This is a genomic window from Agrobacterium sp. ST15.16.055, assembly GCF_027956555.1.
In the GTDB taxonomy this organism is placed as follows: Bacteria; Pseudomonadota; Alphaproteobacteria; order Rhizobiales; family Rhizobiaceae; genus Agrobacterium; species Agrobacterium salinitolerans.
The window spans coordinates 506,754-529,129 of record NZ_JAQKGN010000002.1 but is presented as its reverse complement, the minus strand read 5'-3'; the positions used below and the strand labels follow the sequence as shown (position 1 = coordinate 529,129).

The window sequence follows — 22,376 nt, the reverse complement described above, 5'->3', positions numbered from 1 at the left end:
TTATCCCTGCGCATCATATGCACGCCGCCGCGCGCATATCGATTTCCGTTTTGGCAATTCATTATTTCCAAAACGGAAAGAAAGTTCGGTAATTATTGCGCCGTCCAGCCGCCATCCACGGAAATATGCGTGCCGGTAATGTTGCTTGCGGCATCGCTTGCCAGAAATACGGCCGCGGCGGCCACATCGTCGACGGTGACGAATTGCTTGGTTGCCTGCAACTCCAGCATCACATCGTTCTTCACCGCCTCTTCGCTGATGCCACGCACCTTGGCCATCTCAGGTATCTGCTTTTCCACCAGCGGCGTCAGCACGTAACCGGGACAGATGGCGTTGACGGTGACGCCGGTCTGGGCAAGCTCCAGCGCCGCCGTTTTCGTCAGGCCCATGATGCCGTGTTTGGCCGCCACATAGGCCGATTTGAACGGCGAGGCGACAAGGCCGTGGGCGGATGCGATGTTGATGATACGGCCTTTTCCGGCCTTCTTCATCAGTGGTATCGCAGCGCGCATGCTATGGAAGGAACTGGTCAGATTGATGGCGATGATCCAGTCCCATTTTTCCGTCGGGAATTCTTCGATGGGCGCGATGTGCTGGATACCGGCATTGTTGACGAGCACATCCACCGAGCCGAGCTTTTCGTGCGAGGATTGAATGAGATCGGCGATCTCGTCCGGTTTCGTCATATCGGCAGGGTGATAAAGCACGCGCCCGCCGCTTTCGGCCTCCAGCAGCAGACGCAACTTCTCAATTTCGTCCTCATCGCCGAAGCCGTTCAGCACGATATTGGCGCCGTCGCGCGCAAATCGCTGGGCAATGCCAAGGCCGATGCCGCTTGTGGAGCCTGTCACGATAACTGTCCGATGCATGCTTTCCCCTTTTTGCATTACTTCGCACATATTTAAGCAGCCTATGCCCAAAGGGGGCAGGCTGGCAATCGCCATTTAGGATTGAGCGCGCAAGGCGGTTCGTGTGGGTGCTACCATCGATTTTTTCGACGCCAAGCATCCAGATTTTGCGGCAGATTTTGCGTTTGCCTGCGGGGCTTTCCATGCCTATCTCTCAGACAATCAAACAGAGGTATCGTTTATGGAACTCGGTCTTTACACATTCGCGGATGTCAATCCCAACCCCGCCGATGGCCGTGGGCCAGAAGGTGCGCGACGGCTGCGGGAACTGCTTGAGGAAATCGAGCTTGCCGACCAGGTCGGGCTCGATGTTTTTGGCCTGGGTGAGCATCATCGTCCGGATTATGTCGTCTCCTCACCCTCCACCGTGCTTGCGGCGGCGGCGGTAAAGACGAAGAATATTCGCCTGACGAGCGCCGTTTCGGTGCTGAGTTCAGATGACCCCATTCGCGTGTTCCAGCAGTTCTCGACCGTCGATCTCCTCTCGAACGGCCGTGCCGAGATCATGGCCGGGCGCGGTTCTTTCATCGAATCCTACCCGCTTTTCGGTTACGATCTCGAAGATTACGACGTGCTCTTCGCCGAAAAGCTCGATCTGCTTCTGGCGCTGCGGGAGCAGGAAATCGTCACCTGGTCCGGCACCAAGCATCCCGCCATCAATGGTCGCGGTGTTTATCCGCGTCCGTTGCAGGAGCGTCTGCCGGTCTGGATCGCGGTTGGCGGCACGCCGCAATCGGTGGCGCGGGCGGGCGCCATGGGCCTGCCGGTGGCGCTTGCCATTATCGGCGGTGAATATCGCCGTTTCGCACCGCTGTTCGATCTTTACCACGAGGCCGCGCGCCGGGCGGGCCAGGAAAAGACCAAGCTGCGCACCAGCATCAATGTGCACGGCTTCATTGCCGACACCACCGACAAGGCGGCGGACCAATTTTACGGACCGCAGGCGGAGGTGATGAACCGCATCGGCCGCGAACGCGGCTGGGGGCCGACGAACCGCGCGCATTTCGATGCGGCACGCGGGCCGGAGGGCAATCTCTTCCTCGGTGAGCCGGAGCTGGTGGCGGAAAAGATCATCAAGGCGCATGGCGTGTTCAGGAATGATCGCTTTCTGTTGCAGATGGCCATCGGTCTGATGCCGCATGACCAGATCATGCGCGGCATCGAGCTTTATGGTACGAAAGTCGCCCCACTCGTCAGAAAAGAATTGACGGGGAGCGCCGATCCGGTGAAAGCCACGGCCTGATGATTACTAAGGTGGGCGTTTCGAGACCCGCCATACACAATAACGGACAGAGACATGGTCATTTCCACCGAAGAAGAACTGGATCTGCTGAAGGATATCGGCCGCTTGTGCGCCGTTGCCATGCAGACAATGGCTGACGCGCTGGAACCGGGCATCACCACGGCCGAGCTGGACGCCATCGGCCGTAAGGTGCTGGAAGATAACGGTGCGCAATCGGCGCCGGAATTCTGCTACAAGTTTCCCGGCGCGACCTGCATCAGCGTCAACGAGGAAGTGGCCCATGGCATTCCCGGCCCGCGCATCATCAAGGCGGGCGATCTCGTCAATATCGATGTCTCGGCGGTGAAGAACGGCTTTTTCGGTGATACGGGGTCGTCCTTCGCCGTGCCGCCTGTCAAAAAGGAAATCGAGCGGCTGTGCCGCGATGGCAAACGCGCCATGTGGACGGGCCTGCAGCAGGTGAAAACCGGTCGGCCCTTCGCCGATATTGGCAATGCCATCGGTGCCTTTGCCAAAAAGAACCGCTACACGCTGATCACCAATCTCGCCAGCCACGGCATTGGCCGTTCCCTGCATGAGGAGCCGAAGGAACTGGCGACCTGGCCGGACAAGGACGAGCGCCGCATCATGCAAGAAGGCATGGTATTCACTGTCGAGCCGTTTCTTTCGACGGGGGCCTATTGGGCCGAGGACGGCGACGATGATCCATGGACGCTCTATAGTGACCCGAGCGCGCCGACGGTGCAATATGAGCATACCGTGGTGGCGACGAAAAACGGGCCGCTGGTGCTGACGCTTGCGGAGTGACGGCTACATCTGCCTCCGTCACCCTCACTTTTAAGGTCGGAGCGAGCGCGTGCGGCTTGTTTCTTCTCCCCGAGGGGGAGAAGTCCGCGGCAGCGGGATGAGGGGGCAAGCTCTCCGAAGTCCGGCAACGTTCCCCCTCATCCGACCCTTCGGGCCACCTTCTCCCCCTCGGGGAGAAGAATACACGGCACCCTCGGAACGCATCGCCGCTCACCGCGTGACCGATAACGACCGCTTATAACGCCGATCAAAATAACTCGCTTGTCGCCTATCCGCCCGGTTGCGATAAGCCATGCATGAGCATCGACAAGCCACTTTCCGTCAGACATCTGACTGCACTCGGATTTTCCGGGGCGCTGATGATGGCCTCCGCCATGGGTTTCGGCCGTTTTTCCTTCACGCCCATCCTGCCTGGCATGATGGCCGACGTTCCGCTTTCGGCGGGGGATGCGGGGATCGTGGCGGCCGGGAATTTCGCCGGTTATCTGGCCGGGGCGGTTCTGGCGGCCTATTCGTGGGGATCGGGGCGGGAACGGCTGGTGGCGCTTTGCGGCCTGTTTTCCACCGGGGCATTGTTGCTTGCCATGGCGGCTTTCAATTCCGTCGCGGCCTTCACCGTCATCCGGTTTCTGGCCGGCGTCGCCAGTGCGATGACCATGATCTTCACCTCGCAGATCGTTATCGGCCATGCCGTCAAGGCGGGCAGGGACAGCGTTCAGGCGCTGCATTATGGCGGTGTCGGGGCCGGTATCGCGATCTCCTCGCTTGCGGTCTATCTGATTGGCGTCGTTTTTGACGGCGGCGGCTCCTCGTGGAGAGAGGAATGGATTGCCGGTGCGGTCTTTTCCTTTCTCACCTTTCTCCTTGTCTTTCGCGTGCTTCCCGCTGGCCCGCCGCGGCATGCATCTTCGGCGGCGGAACCGCCGCTTGTCTGGACAAGGCCCCTGTTTCTGACGACGCTCGCTTATGGGCTTTTCGGCTTCGGTTACGTCATCACCGCCACTTTTATCGTGGCGATTGCCCGGATGGCCGCTGCCGGTGCTTTCGTGGAGTTTCTGGCTTGGTTCATCACCGGCTGCGCAGCTGCCATTTCGCTGTTCCTGTGGAAACCGGTGTTGAAATCGCAGGGGCTAAAGCGCGCTTTCGTTATCGTGCTGGCGCTGGAAGCTGTCGGTGTCTTCGCTTCGGTGATGCTGCCGCCGGTGCCGGGCGTTCTCGCCGGCGGCCTGCTTCTCGGGCTGACCTTCATGGTCATCACCGCTTATGGCCTGCAACTCGGCCGGGAATTTGCAGGCCCGAGCCCACGTCGCGCCTTTGCGCTGATGACGGCCGCTTTCGGCACGGGCCAGATCGTCGGGCCGCTTGCCGCCGGCTGGATTGCCGAGGTGACGGGAAGTTTTACCGCGCCCAGCATTCTCGCTTCCGCCGTGCTCGTTGTCAGCATTCTGCTGATGTTGCCGGTGCTCGCCACGGAGCGGCGGCGCTAGGCCGCTGACCGTCTCTTCCGCCTTTCATTCGCTGTTTCCGGGGGCGTCGCCCGCCGTCTGCGCCTTACATCTTGTTAAGGTCAGTGCTTCTTCATTGCTGTGCACAAATTTCTGCCCTAGGTTCGGGCCATCTAGTGCTTCGCCAATAATGGCTGATTTCAAACGCGCGTGAGTTCGAAACGTGTTTCATTGCTTCTTTCCCAAACCGAAATTGTTCTTCACGTCGGCCTTCGTCTGGGCGATGGCCATGATCGGCGTGTGGTACGCCGGCGGCCGCAATTGGGGTGCCATAATTGGTCTGCCGCCTCTGCCTGCCGGACAAGAGCCGGTCATCGGCGTTTCGGTTTTCTGGTCCACCCCGTTCTTGTGGTTCTATATTTATTATGCCGTTGCCGCGCTGATCTTTTCCGCGTTCTGGTTCTGGTATCATCCGCATCGCTGGCAGAACTGGTCGGTTCTTGGATCGGCGCTGATCATCTTCGCGACCTATTTTTCCGTGCAGGTGAGTGTTGCAGTGAATGCCTGGTATGGGCCGTTTTATGACCTTATCCAGCAGGCTCTGGCGCGGACGGCGCCTGTGACGGCCGAACAACTCTACATGGGGTCGCTCGGTTTTGCGGGTATCGCCTTCGTCGCCATCTTCGTCGGTGTGCTCAATCTGTTTTTCGTCAGCCATTATATCTTCCGCTGGCGCACGGCGATGAACGAATTTTATATGTCGAACTGGGATCGGCTTCGCCACATCGAGGGCGCCTCGCAGCGTGTGCAGGAAGACACCATGCGTTTCTCTTCCACCGTCGAAGGACTGGGTGTGGGGTTTGTGCGGGCGATCATGACGCTGATCGCGTTCCTGCCGGTGCTGTTCACATTCTCGGAAACGATTACGGACCTGCCGCTTTTCAGAGCCGTGCCCCATGCTCTCGTGTGGGCCGCCATCGTCTGGTCAGTGTTCGGCACGGTTTTTCTCGCGCTCGTGGGTATCAAGCTGCCCGGGCTGGAGTTCCGCAATCAGCGCGTGGAGGCTGCCTATCGTAAGGAGCTGGTCTATGGCGAAGACCATGAAGAGCGCGCGGATCCTCTGACGATCGGCGAGTTGTTTGCCAATGTGCGGAAGAATTATTTCCGCCTCTATTTCCACTATCTGTACTTCAACGTCGCCCGCATTTTTTATCTGCAGGCGGACAACATCTTTGGCACGCTGGTTCTCATCCCGTCGATCGTCGCCGGCAAGGTCACGCTCGGACTTATGAACCAGGTCCTGAATGTTTTCGAACAGGTGCGCGGCTCGTTCCAGTATCTCGTGAACTCTTGGACGACCATTGTCGAACTCCTGTCGATCTACAAACGTCTGAAAGCCTTCGAAGCGGCGATCGAGGGGCAGGAGCTTCCCGAAATTGACCAGCGATATCTACTGCGAGAAGCCAAAGGCGGCGAGTTGAATGCCAACCGCCCCTGAGCAAACAAGAAGGCGGCCAATTGGCCGCCTTTTTCATAAGTTCAGAGATTTTAACCCTCGGTCTTCTGCTTCCTGCGCGCCTCGATCATCGGCATCGCCTCGGCATAGCTCACACAGGCGACATCCTGCCTGCCGCAGACTTCGCGCAGCAGCCGCTCATAGGCGTTCCAATAGGCGCCGCCATTCATCTTCACGAAGTGAAAGCCCATCTGTAGCGGAATGCGCTCGCCATTATATTGCCTGTCGAATGCATTGCGGAAGGCCGTATAGGCGCGCTCCTCGAATTCCTTCGAACGATCCGGCGTCTCGACGCCGATGGAGTGGCGGATGAAGAGATTGTAGTCCATGGCGATGATCGGGCGGTTGCCCGGACCTTCCGGAATGAGCGGCAGGCCGAAATGCTCTATGCCGTCGCGCTCCACCGGCCATTCCGGCCCCTTGGTGATGCTGGTGGCGTCGTAAACGAAACGGTGCTTTTTCTGCGCGGCGGTCAGCGCCGATCCCTGCGACAGATAGGGTGCACGGAAACCGTTGATGTTTTTCACCATATCGCGCCAACCTTCGGGCTCCTCGCCCTTCTTGCCGATCATCTGCCAGGCATTTTCCAGCGTGCTGGTGAAAGTGGTGAATTCGCCGTCCCATTGTTCGGCGGTCCACTGCCCGCCATCGAAATGGCCGCAGGTGTGGTTGGCGATCTCGTGGCCTTCGCGATAGGCGGCCCAGATATTTCTGAGCCTTGTCTCCACCTCTTCCGGTGACTGGCCGAAACCGACATTGGAACGGCCGGCCTTCTGGCCCGGTCCCTGATAGGTCTTGGCGCTGGTCTTGCGGTCCATGACAAGCGTGCAGGCGAGAAAATAGGTGAAATGAGCGCCGACCTGCTTGCTCGTCGCCCGGCTTCTTTCCCACAGCATATTGTCGCCCGCGCCGTCGAAGGAGACGATCACGAGCTGCTTCGGCTTCTCAGCCTCTTGCGCAAAAGCGGGAAGGGCGGCGAGAAGCGACAGGGAAAAAGCGGCAAAGGGGCGAAACATCAGTCATCCGTCATATGAAACACCGTGGCCTTTTGCGGGTGGAATAAGGCGAAGCTTTGAAGTGGCTGGCGTTTTCATGGCTTTCGGCCTAATTCCTGTTATCAACCGCGGTGATAGGGCCGCTTCGTTCCACCCGGGGGACCGTATTCCATGCTTTTTCTCGCACTCTGTCTTGCCTTGTTCCTGCTGACGCATCTTTTGAAGGTGGTCGCGCCGCAATTTCGCGCCCGCATGATCGCGACGATGGGCGAAGGGCCTTTCAAGGGCGTCTATTCCGTTGTCAGCCTCGTCACGCTCGGCCTCGTCATCTATGCCTTCGGTGAAGCACGGCAGGAGACCGGCATGTTGTGGTATCCGCCGGTCTGGATGAGCCATATCGCCGTCACCCTGATGCTGCTCGCGATGATCTGTCTTGTCGCCAGCCTCATCCCGGCTGGCCATATCGCAACGAAGACGAAACATCCGCTCATCCTCTCGGTCAAAATCTGGGCGCTGGCGCATCTTCTGGCCAATGGCGAGACGTCGTCCATTCTTCTTTTCGCATCGTTCCTCGCCTGGGGTGTGGTGATGCGGATCTCGTTGAAGCGCCGGGAGCGAGCGGGTGACAAAGTGGTCCGGGACTTCGTTTCAAGCCGCTACGATCTGGTGGCCGTTGTCGGCGGCATCGTTCTGTGGGGCGCATTCATCCTGAAACTGCACGAATCGTTGATCGGCGTTCAGCCTATCGCCATGTAGGAAATCAACGTTTCCCCCTTACATATCAGGCAAAATAGGCTAGAAGGCCGACCAAGACCCGGTTGGCCTGACTTTCGCTGACCCGGGTAAGCGGCTTGGTATGTCCGCGGACGGATGGATCGGTGACGATCTCCGCGCGGGTAACGGAGAATTTGATGGCAAACGAAAATGATACCTTTATCCGCGAAGTGAACGAGCAGATCCGTTCCGAGCAGCTGTCGCGCTTCTGGGGCCGGTACGGTATCGTGGTTGTGGGTGCGGCCGTTCTGGTGGTTCTCGGCGCCGCCGGTGCCGGTATCTACGAATACTGGAACACCAGCCGCGCTTCCAATTCGGGCGATCAGTTCCTTGCGGCGCTGAAACTCGCTTCGGAAAACAAGACGGATGATGCGCTGAAGGCCCTTGCCGATCTGGAAACCTCCGGTCACGGCAATTATCCGGTTCTGGCGAAGTTCCGCTCGGCCACGCTGCTTTCGCAGAAGGGCGACGCGGCCGGCGCCATCGCCGCCTTCACCGCCATCGGCAACGACACCTCCGCACCGCAGGTCTTCCGCGATACCGCCAAGGTGCGCGCGGCCTGGCTGCTGGTGGATAATGGCACCTACGATCAGGTTGCCGCACTGGTGGAGCCGCTCAGCGGCGAAGGCCAGACCATGAAGGCTTCCGCCCGCGAGGCTTTGGGTCTCGCCGCCTACAAGGCCGGCGATTTCGCCAAGGCCAAACAATGGTTCGAGCAGATCGTGAGCGACGCGCAGGCGCCGCGCAACGTGACGAACCGGGCGCAGATCATGCTCGACAATATCACCGCTTCAGGCAAGGCTGCTTAAGGTCGCTTCGCCACGCGAGATCGCGCCGGCATTCTCCGCATTGCCAAAGCGATCCAACTCATTATTTTACGCATGTCCTTTGCCCAAAACAGGTAGTGTTTTGGGCAGACGTGCTTTAAGGAACCAGGATCAATGAGCTTCACCGTCGCCATAGTCGGGCGCCCCAATGTCGGCAAGTCCACGCTTTTCAACCGTCTGGTTGGAAAGAAGCTGGCGCTGGTGGACGATACGCCGGGCGTGACCCGTGATCGTCGCCCCGGCGAGGCGAAGCTGGTCGACCTGCGTTTCACCATCATCGATACCGCCGGTCTGGAGCAATCCGGTCCGGAAACGCTTCAGGGCCGCATGTGGGCGCAGACCGAAGCGGCGATTGACGATGCCGATGTGACGCTGTTCGTTGTGGACGCCAAGGCGGGCCTGACGCCGGCCGACGAGACGCTGGCCGAAATGCTGCGCCGTCGCGGCAAGCCGGTGGTACTGGTGGCCAACAAGTCCGAAGCGCGCGGTTCCGATGCCGGTTTCTACGACGCCTTCACGCTCGGCCTCGGCGACCCTTGCCCGATCTCGGCCGAACACGGTCAGGGCATGATCGACCTGCGCGACGCCATTGTTGAGGCAATCGGCGAGGACGTGGCTTTCCCGCCGGAAGTGGATGAGGCGGAGACGGATATCGTTCTGCCGCGCAGCGAACCGGGCAGCGAGGACGAAGAAGACGAAGAGCCGGTTTACGATGAGACCAAGCCGCTGCGCGTCGCCATCATTGGCCGGCCGAATGCGGGCAAGTCGACGCTGATCAACCGTTTCCTCGGTGAAGACCGCCTGTTGACCGGCCCGGAAGCCGGCATTACCCGCGACAGCATCTCGGTCGAATGGGACTGGCGCGGCCGCACCATCAAGATGTTCGACACGGCCGGCATGCGCCGCAAGGCCAAGGTGACGGAGAAGCTGGAAAAGCTTTCGGTCGCAGATTCGCTGCGTTCCATCCGCTTTGCGGAAACCGTCGTCATCGTGTTCGACAGCACCATCCCCTTCGAAAAGCAGGATCTGCAGCTGGTTGACCTCGTCATCCGTGAAGGCCGCGCCGCCGTGCTTGCCTTCAACAAGTGGGATCTGGTCGAAGACCCGCAGGCCTATCTGGCCGATCTGCGCGAAAAGACCGAGCGGCTTCTGCCGCAGGCGCGCGGCATTCGCGCCGTGCCGATTTCCGGCCAGACGGGTTATGGCCTCGACCGGTTGATGCAGAACATCATCGATACCGACAAGGTCTGGAACCGCCGCATTTCCACGGCCCGTCTCAACCGCTGGCTGGATGCGCAAACCACGCAGCATCCGCCGCCGGCCGTCTCCGGCCGCCGCCTGAAACTGAAATATATGACCCAGGTTAAGGCCCGCCCGCCGGCCTTCATGATTTCCTGCACCCGGCCGGAAGCCATTCCGGAAAGCTATACGCGGTATCTGGTCAACGGCCTGCGCAAGGATTTCGACATGCCGGGTGTGCCGATCCGGGTGCATTACCGGGGTTCGGACAATCCGTTCGAGAGCAAGGCGAAGAAGCGGCGGTGATTTTGACGTGAAGGGTCGCGGCCTGTTTCTTCTCCCCGCCGGGGAGAAGGTGGCCCGAAGGGTCGGATGAGGGGGCTCGCTCTCCGAATATCTATACTCTCGCCCCCTCATCCCGCTGCCGCGGACTTCTCCCCGGCGGGGAGAAGAAACAAGCGGCATTCGCTCGTTCCAATTTCACTGTCCGGCTTTGAAGAGTAAAAGACTATGTTGATCAAGCAGACCGACTATTTCAGGATTTACCGCGTCATCAACAGCCTGCTCATCAGCCAGAATGCCGATCCTGCCTCGGCCTCCATGTATTTCAGCACCTTCGGCGCCTTCATTCTGCAGCAGCACTACAAGGTGAAAGCGGTGCCGAGGGGCGGGCTTGCCGCCTATAATCTCGGCGGAACGGTTCTCCTGTTCGCAGACCATCGCGAAGACGGTTATGTGACGGGTGCGGGCGAGAATTTCCATTGTTGGGTCGATGCCGACGGCTGGGCGATCGACTTCATGGCGCCCGCCTTTTCTGAAGGTGCCGATGCGCTTGCGGTGCCGGCAAAGATGTTCCAGCGGCCGCTGTCGGCCATGGCGGCGTCCATCAATGATCTCGGCCAATCCGGCGATTTCTTCTACCGTTCCGAGCCGGAAGCGTCGGCCAGACGTTTTGCCGACTGGCACAAACAGGCCATGATCGGCGATATGGCGAGCGTTGCCGCCAACTGGTTCCGCAAATCCCCCAAGCAGATGGCGGCATCGCTTTCGGTGACCGACAGCGACGGCAAGGCGCGGACAGTGCCGCTGACGGGCCAGTCTCTCACTGGTAACTGGTGAGGTTGTTTGATGGCGGGGGCGATCTGATAAAAGGACGGCCAGCGTAATCTCGCGGCAGCCGCCTGACGTCAATCAGCAGCCCGACCCCGTTCTAAAGATAACGGCAGTCGCGTCCTGATCGCCTTGTGACACTCCCGTACCGTTTCGTCCACTCATTCCCGCACAAATCTCGGGGATTGCCTCATGCAAGCCGCGAGCGCGACAGAAGCGGCAGTGATTTTCCGGCGGCATGGATGACATTGTCGAGGAATTGTCGCGAGGCCTTTTCCCAGCTGTAGCTTTTGGAAAGGGCAAGCGCTGCCTGTGGTGAGCAGTGAAGCGCCGCCAGACAGGCATCGCGCAGATTATTGTCCAGCGCACCGGCGGCGGGGTTTCCGCCGAGAATGTCGATCGGTCCGGTCACGGGGAAGGCGGCAACTGGAACGCCGCTGGCCAGCGCTTCGAGAATGGTGTTGCCGAAGGTGTCGGTCTTCGAGGGGAAAACGAAGACATCGGCCTGCGCATAGGCATCGGCCAGCTCCTCACCGGTCTTGATGCCGGTGAACAGAACATCAGGGTATTTTTCCTGCAATTCATGGCGGGCGGGACCGTCGCCAACGACGATCTTCGATCCCGGCAGGTCGAGTTCCAGGAATTCCGGCAGGTTCTTTTCCACCGCCACACGTCCCACCGTCATGAAGATCGGTCTCGGCAGATCGAAAGGCAGCTTAGTTTTCGGGCGGGGATGGAAAAGCTCGGCGTCGATGCCGCGGCTCCAGCGTTTCAGATTGCGCACGCCGCGGGCTTCCAGTTCGGTCTCAAGGCTCGGCGTGGCCACCATGCAGGTGTTGCCGCCATTGTGGAACCAGCGCACGAAGGCGTAGAGCCAACTTTCCGGGACGGGGAAACGGGCGGCTACATATTCGGGAAAGCGGGTGTGGTAGCTGGTGGAAAAACGCATACGGTTCTTCACGCACCAGCGCCGGGCCATGAAGCCCAGCGGCCCTTCCGTGGCAATATGCACAAAGGAGGGCTGGCTTTTTTCGATCTCCGCCGCCACACGACGATAACCGGCGACCGACAGGCGGATTTCCGGATAGGTGGGGCAGGGGATGCTGTAAAAACTCTGTGGTGTGACCATGTGCACATCGACGCCGAGCCGCGCGAGTTCGGTATTGGTGTTTTCAATGGAGCGAACCACGCCGTTGACCTGCGGGTGCCAGGCATCTGTGACAATCGTGATTCTCGTCATGAAACACTGATCCTGCTCATCTGCGCGCGGGCGAATCCCCATTGCCCGGCTTCTGCCCGTATATGCGGCGTGCGTGTTACAGGATCATGTCAGGGTGTATGGCGGTGGGGAATCGTGGTTGCGCTCAAAATTTTGCTGTTGTCGGCGGCGCTGCCTTCTGTCCTTATCCCTGTGCCTCGGACTTGTTCCGGGGAACAGGAATGAGGGAACCCGAGGTGGCTGCATGCGAAAATCCACGTTCGCGCAGTGTAGCGAGCCCTATCCCACCAGTGGAAGCAACTCGGGGCTGATCAGCGCGCCATGGTGGCCGATGACGGTCGCCGCAGCCCTTGCCGCGAAGGTGGCGGCCTCTTCGGGAGAACTGCCGGTCACGTAACGGGCGAGGAAGGCGCCGTTGAAGCTGTCGCCGGCGCTTGTCGTATCCACCACGTCCACGGCTTTCACCGCCGGGGCGTGAGTGCGACTGCCGCCGAAATCGAGCGTCGCGCCCTTGGCGCCGTCCTTCACGACGATGTTTTCAACGCCAAGTGAACGGTAGCGGTCGATGGTCGCTTCCACGGACACATCGCCGAAATGGCTGGCCTCGTCATCGAAGCTCGGCATGACAAGCGTTGCGGTGCGCGCACCGTTGGAGATGGTTTCGAGCATCGTATCCCTGTCCGCCCACAGGCGCGGGCGAATGTTGGGATCGAAGACCACCAGCTTGCCCGCCGCCTTGGCGCGGCGCAGTTCGGCGAGGAACGTATCGACATCATGGGCGGAGGCGAGAACGGCGAGCGTGATACCGGAGAAATAGACCACATCGGCACTCTCGACCGTTTTGCGCAGGTGGTCCGCGTCAGTGGCAAGCTGCCTTGCGGCGGCGGCATTGCGCCAGTAGCTGAAGGTGCGTTCGCCATCCTTCAGGTTGATGAGATAGAGGCCGGGCGTTCCACCCTTGATGCGGCGGATTTTTTCCGTGCCGATGCCGGCATCCGCGATGAAGGTGAGCATGTCTTCAGAGAGAGGATCGTCGCCGAGCGCGGTAAAATAATCGACGGACCAGTCTTGCGGCAGGCAAGCCCGGGCATACCAGGCGGTATTGAACGTATCGCCGGCAAAACCCTTGCGCAGCAGCCCGTTGCCGGCCTGCGACAGTTCCACCATGCATTCGCCAATCGACAGAAACCGTCCGCCCACGCCGTCATCCTCCCGTTTTTTCCAGCCATGCGGCTTACGACGAGTGCGCGCCGCTGACAAGGGCGGTTGTGGCCGTTTGTGCATGTGCGAAGTTCCGGTTTACGCGGGCGCAAGGGCTTTATATTCTCCCGGCGTGACACCCTCAGGAGATCGCCGATGACACTGCCCCATGCCCCGGTCCACAAATCTCAAGCACAATCGGACTGGTGGAAGGGAGCGGTGATCTATCAGGTCTATCCGCGCTCGTTTCAGGATACGACCGGCGATGGCTATGGCGATCTTGACGGAGTGACGAAACGTCTGCCCTATATCGCCTCGCTCGGCGTCGATGGCATCTGGCTCTCGCCCTTCTTCACCTCGCCCATGGCCGATATGGGCTATGACGTTTCCGATTATTGCAATGTCGATCCGATGTTCGGCACGCTTGCCGATTTCGACGCGCTGATGGCCGAGGCGCACCGGCTGGGGCTGAAGGTCATCATCGATCAGGTCATCTCGCACACGTCGGACCAGCATCCCTGGTTCGTGGACAGCCGAGCGAGCCGCACCAACAGCAAGGCCGACTGGTATGTCTGGGCCAATCCCAAGCCGGATGGCACCGCACCCACCAACTGGCTTTCCGTCTTCGGCGGCCCGGCATGGGAGTGGGACGGCGTGCGCAAGCAATATTACATGCACAGCTTCCTCGCGTCGCAGCCGGATCTCAATTTCCATAATCCGGATGTGCAGGATGCGCTTCTCGAAACCGTGCGTTTCTGGCTGGATCGCGGCGTTGACGGGTTCCGGCTCGATACCGTCAACCATTATTTCCATGACAGGCTTTTGCGCGACAACCCGCCGCTTTTCGACGAGGAAAGTTTCGGTCTCGATGCTTCCGACGTCAATCCCTATGGCATGCAGGACCATCTGTACGACAAGACGCGGCCGGAAAACGTGGCCTTCCTCAAGCGTTTTCGCGCGCTGCTCGACGACTATGAGGGCCGCGCCACGGTGGGTGAGGTGGGAGACGGGGCGCGGTCGCTGAAGACGGTGGCGGCCTATACGTCCGGCAATGACAAGCTCAACATGTGCTACACTTTCGACCTGCTGGGGCCGGATTTCAGCGCGAAGCATCTGCGCGCCTCGGTCGAGACCTTCGGCAAGGTGGTGACGGATGGCTGGGTGTGCTGGGCCTTTTCCAACCATGATGTGGTGCGTCACCTCAGCCGTTTTTCCGAAAGTGCGGAGGAGCAGGTGCGGGTCGCGAAGCTTGCCATCTGCGTTCTCGCCAGCCTGCGCGGTTCCATATGTCTCTATCAGGGAGAGGAGCTGGGTCTGACCGAGGCGGAACTTGCTTTTGAGGATCTGCGCGATCCCTACGGCATCCGCTTCTGGCCCGCCTTTAAGGGGCGGGACGGATGCCGCACGCCGATGGTGTGGGAGACAGGCAAGCCGAATGCCGGTTTTTCCAGCGCTGAAAAGCCGTGGCTGCCGGTGCCCTATGTTCATGCCATGCAAGCTGTGGATGCGCAGGAGCGCAAGCCGGACTCGGTTCTGAACCATTACCGCGCGGTTTTGTCCTTCCGCAAAGGTCACGGCGCACTGCGCGATGGCGATATGCACTTTATCAAGACCAATCTCGACGTGCTGGCCTTCACGCGCCAGAAGGGCGATGAAAAACTGCTCTTCGTTTTCAACCTCACCCGCGAACCGGTGGAGTTCCCAATACCGAAGGCCATGCGGGTCACCGATATACTGCCGATGCCGGGTTTCGCACCGTTATTCGATGCGGGGATCGTGACGCTCGAGGGGCTGGATGTATTTTGCGGGGTCGTTGCATGAGCGGGCAATTTGCCATCGAGGCGGCTGGCGAAGCATCGCTCGATGAGTGGTCGCTTCTGCGGCACCGTTTGTGGCCGGATGCTTCACCCACCGAACACCGGGCGGAGTTGCAGGACGTCTCCGACAATGAAGTTGGATTTATTGCCTATGATCCGGCGGGCATGGCCATCGGTTTTGCCGAAGCCAGCCTGCGGCATGATTATGTCAACGGATGCGACACCTCACCCGTGGCGTTTCTCGAAGGCGTTTATGTGGAGGAGGCCTTTCGCAAACGGGGCGTTGCGGCTGCTTTGATTGCCGAAGTAACCCGTTGGGCGACCAGCAAGGGTGTGAGCGAACTTGCTTCCGATGCCGACATTTCCAATGTCGATTCACACCGCATGCATGCGGCGCTGGGATTTGAGGAAACGCAGCGGGTGGTTTATTTTCGCAAGTCCCTGCCTTTGGGTTCATAACCTCCCGGCACTGTTCGGCGATGGAATAATATCAGACATTGCGGGTGCGTTCTGACGATCAAATGTGGCGCCATGATCGCGTCTTGGGGCGGTTAATAGTAATATTTAAGTATTTGTGAATTTTAAAATCTCTTCAATTTTAATTATCTCATAATTAAAAATTATTTATATTCGCGATGATAGCTATTGAGTGGAAATTTTTTCAGATTTACTTCGCTTTTGGCGAGCCTTATGCAAGCTTCCAGTATTAATCGTTGAAGCCTACAGATTTTTCGGTCTCCACCCATAAAGTGAAGCAGGGATTGTCATGTCCGTTTCAATCAAGAATTTCAATCAGCCCAATACCGCGAATTCCACCTCGTCGCGCGCCAAAGCTAAGGCCGCGCCTCCATCCATCCGAGAGGTCTTTCTCTCCGGACAATCGGCAGCCCGCGCATCAACACCGAAACCAGCCCCCAAAACCTCGTCAGCCGACTATATCGCATCGCCCGACTTCATGCGGAATCTGAGGGCCAAGCTTTCCCTGGCGGGGGACGATCCGGCGCAATATCTGCGCGCCCGGTCGATGATGAGTGCTCTCGAGCGTGGGGCCTTGCAGGTTTCGAACCCCACTCAGGGCAAAACGATCAATGCGTGGGACCCGAACCAGAAAAACGCCAAGCCGACGACAGCCACTGACATTGCCAAGACCAACTGGGTGGATTTTCTCAATACGCAGCTGAAGCGCAGCGAAGACGGCGCGCTTTCCAGGGATGGAAGCGGCAGCTATGTCGACAATGCGACAGGAAAACACGCCTATTTTGGCAGGGTCGCGGGCAAATATTATTACGTCACCTGGCCTTCGGAAGCGAAAGCATGAGGCCGCTCTAGCAGCCTCAAAGCGCGAATTGAGCGTTTTCCGCTGCTCCGGTCGGCAAGCCTCCGTCAGATCAGCGCAAACCTGTCCACATCCACCATACCCATATCGGAAATCTTCAGATGCGGGATGACGGGCAGGGGCAGGAAGGCGACCTGCAGGAAAGGTTCTTCCAGTGTCGTGCCGAGCGCATAGGCTGCTTTTCTGAGCGTGTGCAGCGTATCTCGAACGGTCTCGTAGGGTTCTAGGCTCATCAACCCGGCGACGGGCAAAGCGATCTCGCCCGTCACCCGGCCGTCTTCCACCACCACGAAGCCGCCCTTGATTTCGCCGAGCCGGTTGGCGGCCAGCGCCATGTCGTCTTCGCTGACGCCGACAACGCAGATATTGTGGCTGTCATGGCCGACGGTGGAGGCGATGGCGCCCTTTTTCAGGCCGAAGCCCTGAACGAAGCCATTGGCGTGATTGCCGTTCTTGCCGTGGCGTTCGATGACGGCGACCTTGATGATGTCGTTTTCAAGATCGACGGTGGTCTGGTTGCCGTCCGTTGGCAGCTTGTAGCGGCGGTGTTCGGTAATGATCTTGCCGGGAAGCACGCCCATGACGGGGCTTTCGCCCTCTGTGACCGGCACGCCGAAATGCGAGGCGAGCACGGGTCTTGCCTTGACGCTGTCAAGGCCGACGGGTGCGACCGGTTTGCGGGTGGCAAACAGCGCGTCATCGACGATCCTGCCGCCGGAAAGCACCATGCTGGCCTTGCAGTTCTGCAGGCTGTCGATGACCACGAGATCGGCCCGCCACCCCGGTGCGACAAGGCCGCGGTCGCGCAGGCCAAAGGCTTTTGCGGCGGAAATCGAGGCGGCGCGGTAGATGGCGAGCGGTTCCACCCCGCTGGCGATCGCCGTGCGGATCATATAGTCGAGATGGCCCTGTTCGGCGATATCGAGCGGGTTGCGGTCATCTGTGCAGAGCGCCAGATAGGGCGAGAGGCGCTCGGTGATGATCGGCATGAGGGCGTGCAGGTCCTTCGAGACCGAGCCTTCGCGCACCAGAATATGCATGCCCTTGCGGATTTTCTCCAACGCCTCAGCCGCGCTCGTGCATTCATGTTCAGTGCGGATGCCGGCGGCAAGATAGCCGTTCAGCGCCGTGCCGGAGAGAAGCGGCGCATGCCCATCGATATGCTGGCCCTGAAAGGCCTCCAGCTTTGCCATGCACACCGGGTCCTTGTGGATGACGCCCGGAAAATTCATGAATTCGGCAAGCCCGATGACCTTCGGATGATTTCGGAACGGTAGCAGTTTTTCGATGGGCAGATCGGCGCCAGCGGTTTCAAGGTGGGTGGCGGGCACGCAGGAGGAGAGCTGCACCCGGATGTCCATGATGGTTTCCATGGCGCTGTCGAGGAAGAACTGAAGCCCCTCAACGCCCAGAACATTGGCAATCTCATGCGGGTCGCAAATGGCGGTGGTAACGCCATAGTGTAAAACGCAGCGGTCGAATTCATGCGGTGTAACGAGCGACGATTCGATATGGAGATGCGTATCGATGAAGCCGGGAACGACGATTTTGCCGGAAATGTCGATTTCCCGCCGACCCTTGTAGTCTCCACATGTGCCAACGACAGTATCGCCGCAAATGGCAATGTCCGAAGCAACAAGTTCCCCGGTCACCAGGTCGAAGAATCGCCCGCCTTTGAGAACCATATCTGCCGGTTCGCGGCCCGTACCCTGATCGATGCGCGTTTCAAGTTTCGAATTCATGCGGCTCTTCTTCGACTTCTGGTTTGCGTCATATGCGAGAATTTTCAGTATTTACATTCGTGGGTTGTTTCTTGGTGTCTTCGTATTGATTCTTCGTATTTTAAATATATCCTGAGTAAATAATTTTCATATTTGTGCTATGTTGTGTTTAGTGTTGCATACTTGAATATTTTAACGGGCTTATATTTGTCCATCTGGAGGCTGGTTTATGTCGGCCTTTATCAATAGCGGGCCACGTTAACATTCCCGGGGAGGAAAATAAAAGCGTCTGATGTTGAAGCGAATTTCCACCCGGCAATTAACTGTTGGCATGTTTATCGAGGCGGTCGAGGGAACGGCGTCGAACCGGCAGATTATGCAACGACATCGCTTTCTCCTGCGGCATGAGGATGGGGTGCGCCAGCTGAAAGCGAGCGGCGCGGAAAGCATCGTCATCAATACCGCCAGGGGAAACGATGTCGAAGCAAGTTTGGGTGTTGGCGGACCGGCGACAATGAAAACGGACAGTTCCCCAGAGACCACCGCTGTGATCAGCCATGCCGTGCGTTTGGCAGCCGATGCGGTTGCGGAAACCTTTGCGGTTGCGGAAACCGGTGGCGGTGTCTCGTTGACAAGCATGGCGACGGCAGCGGGTAGGATTTCCGACGCCGTGCAGTCGAACCCGGCGATTTTCATCGGGGTCACCCGATTGAAATCCAAAGACGAAACGACGTTTGTGCACTCCGTCTCCGTCAGCGGGCTGATGATCCTTTTCGGTAATTATCTCGGGCTCGACAGGGCAACTGTCAATCTGCTCGGTATCAGCGGGTTGCTACATGATATCGGCAAGGTGGAAATTCCTTCATCGATCCTCAACAAGGCGGAAGGGTTGAGCGCCAGCGAGCGGCAAATCATCAATCTCCACCCCGCATTCGGCCGAGATATATTGTCGCGCAACGCGCAGATGCCGGAGATGCTGCTCGATGTCTGTTTCAATCATCATGAGCGGATGGATGGCGGCGGTTATCCGAGCGGACGTGCGGGCAGCCAGATCAGCCTCTATGCGCGTATCGCGGCGATTTGCGACGTCTATGACGCCATCACCTCGGTCAGGCCCTACAAGAAGCCGTGGACTGCGAATGATGCGTTAACTTGGATGCTGCGGCGGGAAGGGCATTTCGACATGCAGCTGCTGAAGAAATTCGCGCTGTGCATTTCCGCCTCGCTGCCGAGGGGTTAGTTGCCGAAGATGATCGCCATATTGAGGCTGTCGATGTAACGCCCGTCGATCAGAACGGCATCGCGGGCCCGGCCTTCATGCACAAAGCCGATCTTTTCATAAAGTGCAATGGCTCTCGCGTTGTCCGCATGCACGCTCAGTTCGACACGATGCAGCCCGAATTCGCGGGCGGCATCGAGCGTCCGCCGCATCAGTCGTCCACCCAGTCCCTTGCCCCGATAGGCAGGCAGGATACCCATGCCGAGCGTGCCGCAATGGGCGCGGGTCGCTCTGTCCTGGCGGCGGATATCGCACCAGCCAATCACTTCGCCATCCGCAATCGCCACGAATTGCGGATGGTCGTTTTCGATCATGTCGAGAACGAAGGCGCGGACCGCTTCGAGCGGCGGCGCCTCCAGAAAGCTCAGATATTTCCGCTCGCGCGATACCGCATCGAGAGCACGGTGAAAGCTTTCAACGTGCTCTGTCCGGATGGGTTCGATGCTGATGGCGTCGGCAGCCGGCATCATGCAGCCTTGGTCTTCGCCTTGCGGGTCAGATGCACCACGACGTTTTCGATCATGCGCATGCCGGCGTCCTGGCCGAGCGTCATGATCGATTCCGGGTGGAACTGAACGGCGGCCACCGGCTCCTTGGCGTGTTCTATGCCCATGATCGTGCCATCCTCGCTTTCCGCGGTGATGATGAAATCACGCGGAAGGGTGGAGGGGTCGGCGAAGATCGAGTGATAACGGCCGACGGTCACTTCCTTGCCGAGACCGGAGAAGACGAGGCCGGGCTCAAGTACACGGATGCGTGAGGGCTTGCCGTGCATCGGCACGGCCAGCTGGCGCAGCTCGCCGCCATAGGCTTCCGCCAGTGCCTGAAGACCCAGGCAGACGCCGAAGATCGGCAGGTCACGGGCGCGGGCGGCCTTGATCGTCGCCTTGCAGTCGAAATCCGTCGGGCTGCCCGGTCCGGGAGAGAGCACGACGAGATCGGGCTGGAAGCGATCGAACACGTCGGCTGCGACCGGTGATCTGACGGTCGAGACCGTGGCACCCGTCTGGCGGAAATAATTCGCCAGCGTATGCACGAAACTGTCTTCGTGGTCGACGAGCAGGATCTTCACACCGGTGCCCACCTTGGCGGCGTCGCGCTTGGTGGCGGCGGAGTTGGCGCCTTTTGCATCGCGAATGGCCGATATCATGGCCGACGCCTTCAGTTCGGTTTCGGCTTCTTCTTCCTGCGGATTGGAATCGTTGAGCAGCGTCGCGCCGGCGCGCACCTCGGCGATGCCGTCCTTGATGCGGATGGTGCGCAGCGTGAGCCCCGTATTCATGTCGCCGTTGAAGCCGACCATGCCGATTGCGCCGCCATACCAGGCGCGCGGGCTCTTTTCATGGCCTTCGATGAAGCGCATGGCCCAGAGTTTCGGCGCACCGGTGACGGTGACGGCCCAGGCGTGGCTGAGGAAGCCGTCAAAGGCGTCCATATCGTCACGCAGGCGGCCTTCAATGTGGTCCACCGTGTGGATGAGGCGCGAATACATCTCGATCTGGCGGCGGCCGATGACCTTCACCGAGCCCGGCTCGCAGACGCGGCTCTTGTCGTTACGGTCAACATCCGAGCACATGGTGAGTTCGGATTCGTCCTTCTTCGAATTGAGCAGCTTCAGGATCTGCTCGCTGTCGGCAATCGGGTCGTCACCGCGCTTGATGGTGCCTGATATCGGGCAGGTCTCGATGCGGCGACCGGAGACGCGCACAAACATTTCCGGCGAAGCGCCGACCAGATATTCCTGATGGCCGAGATTGATGAAGAAGGAATAAGGCGAGGGGTTGATCGCCTTCAGACGACGAGAAATCGCCGACGGATTGCTTTCGCAGCGCTCCATGAACTTCTGTCCGGGCACGACCTCGAACAGGTCGCCGCGGCGGAAGCTTTCCTTGGCCTTCACCACCAGTTCGGAATATTCGCCCGGACGGTGATCGCCCTTGGGCGGGATGGTATCGGTGGTCTTGAACGGATCGGGTGTGATGTCGGAGGACTTGCCGTCCGTCGTCACGCCGCCTTTTTCGAAATCGTAGCGGTCGATCCAGGCCTTGGCGGAATAGTGGTCAACGACGAGGATTTCGTCCGGCAGGAACAGCACCATGTCGCGCTGGTCTTCCGGCCGCGCCAGCGACAGCTTGATCGCGTCGAACTGGAAGGCGAGGTCGTAACCGAAGGCGCCGAACAGGCCGATGGCCGAATCCGCATTCGAATAGAAGAGATCGACGATGGCGCGCAGTGCGGTGAAGACGGTCGGGATTTTCGAGCGTTCTTCTTCGGTGAAAACGCGGTCCGGTTCGTTGACGGTGAGATCAAGGCGGCGGGTCGAGGCGGCGCCGAGGGTAAGGTCGGGCGTTGTCTTCAGCTTTTCCGTGATGAAATCGAGCAGCACTTCGCCGCGGCCATTATAGGCCTCGATCCACATCTTGCGGCCGAAACAGGAAATGCCGAGCGGCGGATCGATAATGGCTGTATCCCAGCGGGTGTAACGGCCTGGATATTCATAGTTGGACGAAAAAACCGCGCCGCGATGGGAATCGAGCTTTTCGATATAATTATCGATGGCGCTGGCGTAATCGGCGGGCCGACGCTTTCGGCTGACCTTGATGCCGCCTTTCGTCTCGTAGGTTTCCGCTCCGTCATCCTGAATGATCGTTACCATTTCTCTCGCACTCATTTTGTCGCATGTCGTTGTCGCAAAACCGCCAGGCACTTTTGCGCGCATGCTGTCTGTTGTTCAAGCCCGATGACAGGCGGCAAAATAACAAAAAAGCCGCCTGAAAATTCGGGCGGCTTGGACTTTGTCTGAAGACATGACTGGTCAAGGCCGCAAAAAGCTGCTCCACCACCAGTTAGCAATGTTCTTAGACACGATGTTCATGGGAAAATTGTTAGCGTGCACGATCCGCCTTGGCAAGCGGATTTAGAGGCGGAATGAACCTTACC

The 22,376-nt window shown here is 59.2% G+C and carries 19 protein-coding genes; 12 read left to right on the top strand and 7 right to left on the bottom strand.

From position 1 onward, the window contains the following. Positions 1-92: 92 nt before the first annotated feature. Positions 93-869, bottom strand: coding sequence for a 3-hydroxybutyrate dehydrogenase (locus PL599_RS05770; RefSeq protein ID WP_142911772.1), 777 nt, complete (start codon positions 867-869; stop codon positions 93-95). 220 nt (positions 870-1,089) lie between these two features. On the opposite strand from PL599_RS05770, the gene PL599_RS05765 reads away from it, so the two are divergent. From PL599_RS05765 to bacA, 4 genes are all read left to right on the top strand, one after another. Continuing rightward, entirely contained in the window at positions 1,090-2,151 is a 1,062-nt protein-coding gene (locus tag PL599_RS05765; protein ID WP_269825185.1) for an LLM class flavin-dependent oxidoreductase, read from the top strand. A 54-nt stretch (positions 2,152-2,205) separates the two neighbouring features. Next, positions 2,206-2,958: a type I methionyl aminopeptidase gene (map, locus tag PL599_RS05760; protein ID WP_077981520.1), complete on the top strand. Its 753-nt coding sequence runs from the start codon at positions 2,206-2,208 to the stop codon at positions 2,956-2,958. Between the two features lie 296 nt (positions 2,959-3,254). Next, a complete protein-coding gene (locus tag PL599_RS05755) occupies positions 3,255-4,445 on the top strand; it encodes an MFS transporter (RefSeq protein WP_269825186.1) in 1,191 nt (396 codons plus the stop codon). Positions 4,446-4,626: 181 nt separating this feature from the next. After that, entirely contained in the window at positions 4,627-5,901 is a 1,275-nt protein-coding gene (gene bacA / locus PL599_RS05750; protein ID WP_271358933.1) for a bacteroid development protein BacA, read from the top strand. A gap of 50 nt (positions 5,902-5,951) precedes the next feature. Here the strand turns inward: bacA and PL599_RS05745 are convergent, their stop codons facing one another. Continuing rightward, the gene (locus PL599_RS05745) at positions 5,952-6,935 is read right to left on the bottom strand and encodes a polysaccharide deacetylase family protein (protein ID WP_269825187.1); all 984 of its coding nucleotides are present in this window, start codon (positions 6,933-6,935) and stop codon (positions 5,952-5,954) included. Positions 6,936-7,085: 150 nt separating this feature from the next. On the opposite strand from PL599_RS05745, the gene PL599_RS05740 reads away from it, so the two are divergent. From PL599_RS05740 to PL599_RS05725, 4 genes are all read left to right on the top strand, one after another. After that, entirely contained in the window at positions 7,086-7,670 is a 585-nt protein-coding gene (locus PL599_RS05740) for an NnrU family protein (protein WP_269825188.1), read from the top strand. Positions 7,671-7,825: 155 nt separating this feature from the next. Then, on the top strand, positions 7,826-8,497 hold the full coding sequence (locus PL599_RS05735; protein ID WP_142911766.1) for a tetratricopeptide repeat protein: 672 nt from the start codon (positions 7,826-7,828) through the stop codon (positions 8,495-8,497). Between the two features lie 132 nt (positions 8,498-8,629). After that, positions 8,630-10,060 carry a ribosome biogenesis GTPase Der gene (gene der, locus PL599_RS05730; protein WP_004443070.1) on the top strand — a complete coding sequence of 477 codons (1,431 nt, stop codon included), beginning with the start codon at positions 8,630-8,632 and terminating at the stop codon, positions 10,058-10,060. Positions 10,061-10,264: 204 nt separating this feature from the next. Next, positions 10,265-10,873, top strand: coding sequence for a DUF2026 family protein (locus PL599_RS05725; RefSeq protein WP_269825189.1), 609 nt, complete (start codon positions 10,265-10,267; stop codon positions 10,871-10,873). Between the two features lie 181 nt (positions 10,874-11,054). Here PL599_RS05725 and PL599_RS05720 read toward each other — a convergent pair whose 3' ends face one another. Further along, positions 11,055-12,104 (bottom strand): bifunctional monoglucosyl/glucuronosyl diacylglycerol synthase, encoded by a 1,050-nt coding sequence (locus tag PL599_RS05720; RefSeq protein WP_269825190.1) that lies wholly within the window; start codon positions 12,102-12,104, stop codon positions 11,055-11,057. Between the two features lie 258 nt (positions 12,105-12,362). Next, positions 12,363-13,283 carry a sugar kinase gene (locus PL599_RS05715; protein ID WP_269825191.1) on the bottom strand — a complete coding sequence of 307 codons (921 nt, stop codon included), beginning with the start codon at positions 13,281-13,283 and terminating at the stop codon, positions 12,363-12,365. Between the two features lie 156 nt (positions 13,284-13,439). On the opposite strand from PL599_RS05715, the gene bglA reads away from it, so the two are divergent. The 3 genes from bglA to PL599_RS05700 all read left to right on the top strand — a co-directional run bounded on the left by bglA (position 13,440) and on the right by PL599_RS05700 (position 16,418). Beyond that, positions 13,440-15,104 carry a beta-galactosidase BglA gene (bglA, locus tag PL599_RS05710; RefSeq protein ID WP_269825192.1) on the top strand — a complete coding sequence of 555 codons (1,665 nt, stop codon included), beginning with the start codon at positions 13,440-13,442 and terminating at the stop codon, positions 15,102-15,104. After that, a complete protein-coding gene (aac(6'), locus tag PL599_RS05705) occupies positions 15,101-15,559 on the top strand; it encodes an aminoglycoside 6'-N-acetyltransferase (RefSeq protein WP_269825193.1) in 459 nt (152 codons plus the stop codon). The genes bglA and aac(6') overlap by 4 nt, the downstream gene beginning before the upstream one ends. A gap of 307 nt (positions 15,560-15,866) precedes the next feature. After that, positions 15,867-16,418 (top strand): hypothetical protein, encoded by a 552-nt coding sequence (locus PL599_RS05700; RefSeq protein WP_269825194.1) that lies wholly within the window; start codon positions 15,867-15,869, stop codon positions 16,416-16,418. 65 nt (positions 16,419-16,483) lie between these two features. Here PL599_RS05700 and ade read toward each other — a convergent pair whose 3' ends face one another. Next, positions 16,484-18,178: an adenine deaminase gene (gene ade, locus PL599_RS05695; RefSeq protein WP_269825195.1), complete on the bottom strand. Its 1,695-nt coding sequence runs from the start codon at positions 18,176-18,178 to the stop codon at positions 16,484-16,486. A gap of 271 nt (positions 18,179-18,449) precedes the next feature. Here ade and PL599_RS05690 point away from each other — a divergent pair, with 271 nt between their 5' ends. After that, on the top strand, positions 18,450-19,397 hold the full coding sequence (locus PL599_RS05690; RefSeq protein ID WP_269825196.1) for an HD-GYP domain-containing protein: 948 nt from the start codon (positions 18,450-18,452) through the stop codon (positions 19,395-19,397). On the opposite strand, the gene PL599_RS05685 is transcribed toward PL599_RS05690, so the two are convergent. Then, positions 19,394-19,906 carry a GNAT family N-acetyltransferase gene (locus PL599_RS05685; RefSeq protein WP_269825197.1) on the bottom strand — a complete coding sequence of 171 codons (513 nt, stop codon included), beginning with the start codon at positions 19,904-19,906 and terminating at the stop codon, positions 19,394-19,396. The two genes, PL599_RS05690 and PL599_RS05685, sit on opposite strands and share 4 nt — an antisense overlap. After that, positions 19,903-22,092 (bottom strand): anthranilate synthase, encoded by a 2,190-nt coding sequence (locus tag PL599_RS05680; RefSeq protein ID WP_269825210.1) that lies wholly within the window; start codon positions 22,090-22,092, stop codon positions 19,903-19,905. Before PL599_RS05680 ends, PL599_RS05685 begins: the two co-directional genes overlap by 4 nt. Positions 22,093-22,376 lie beyond the last annotated feature (284 nt).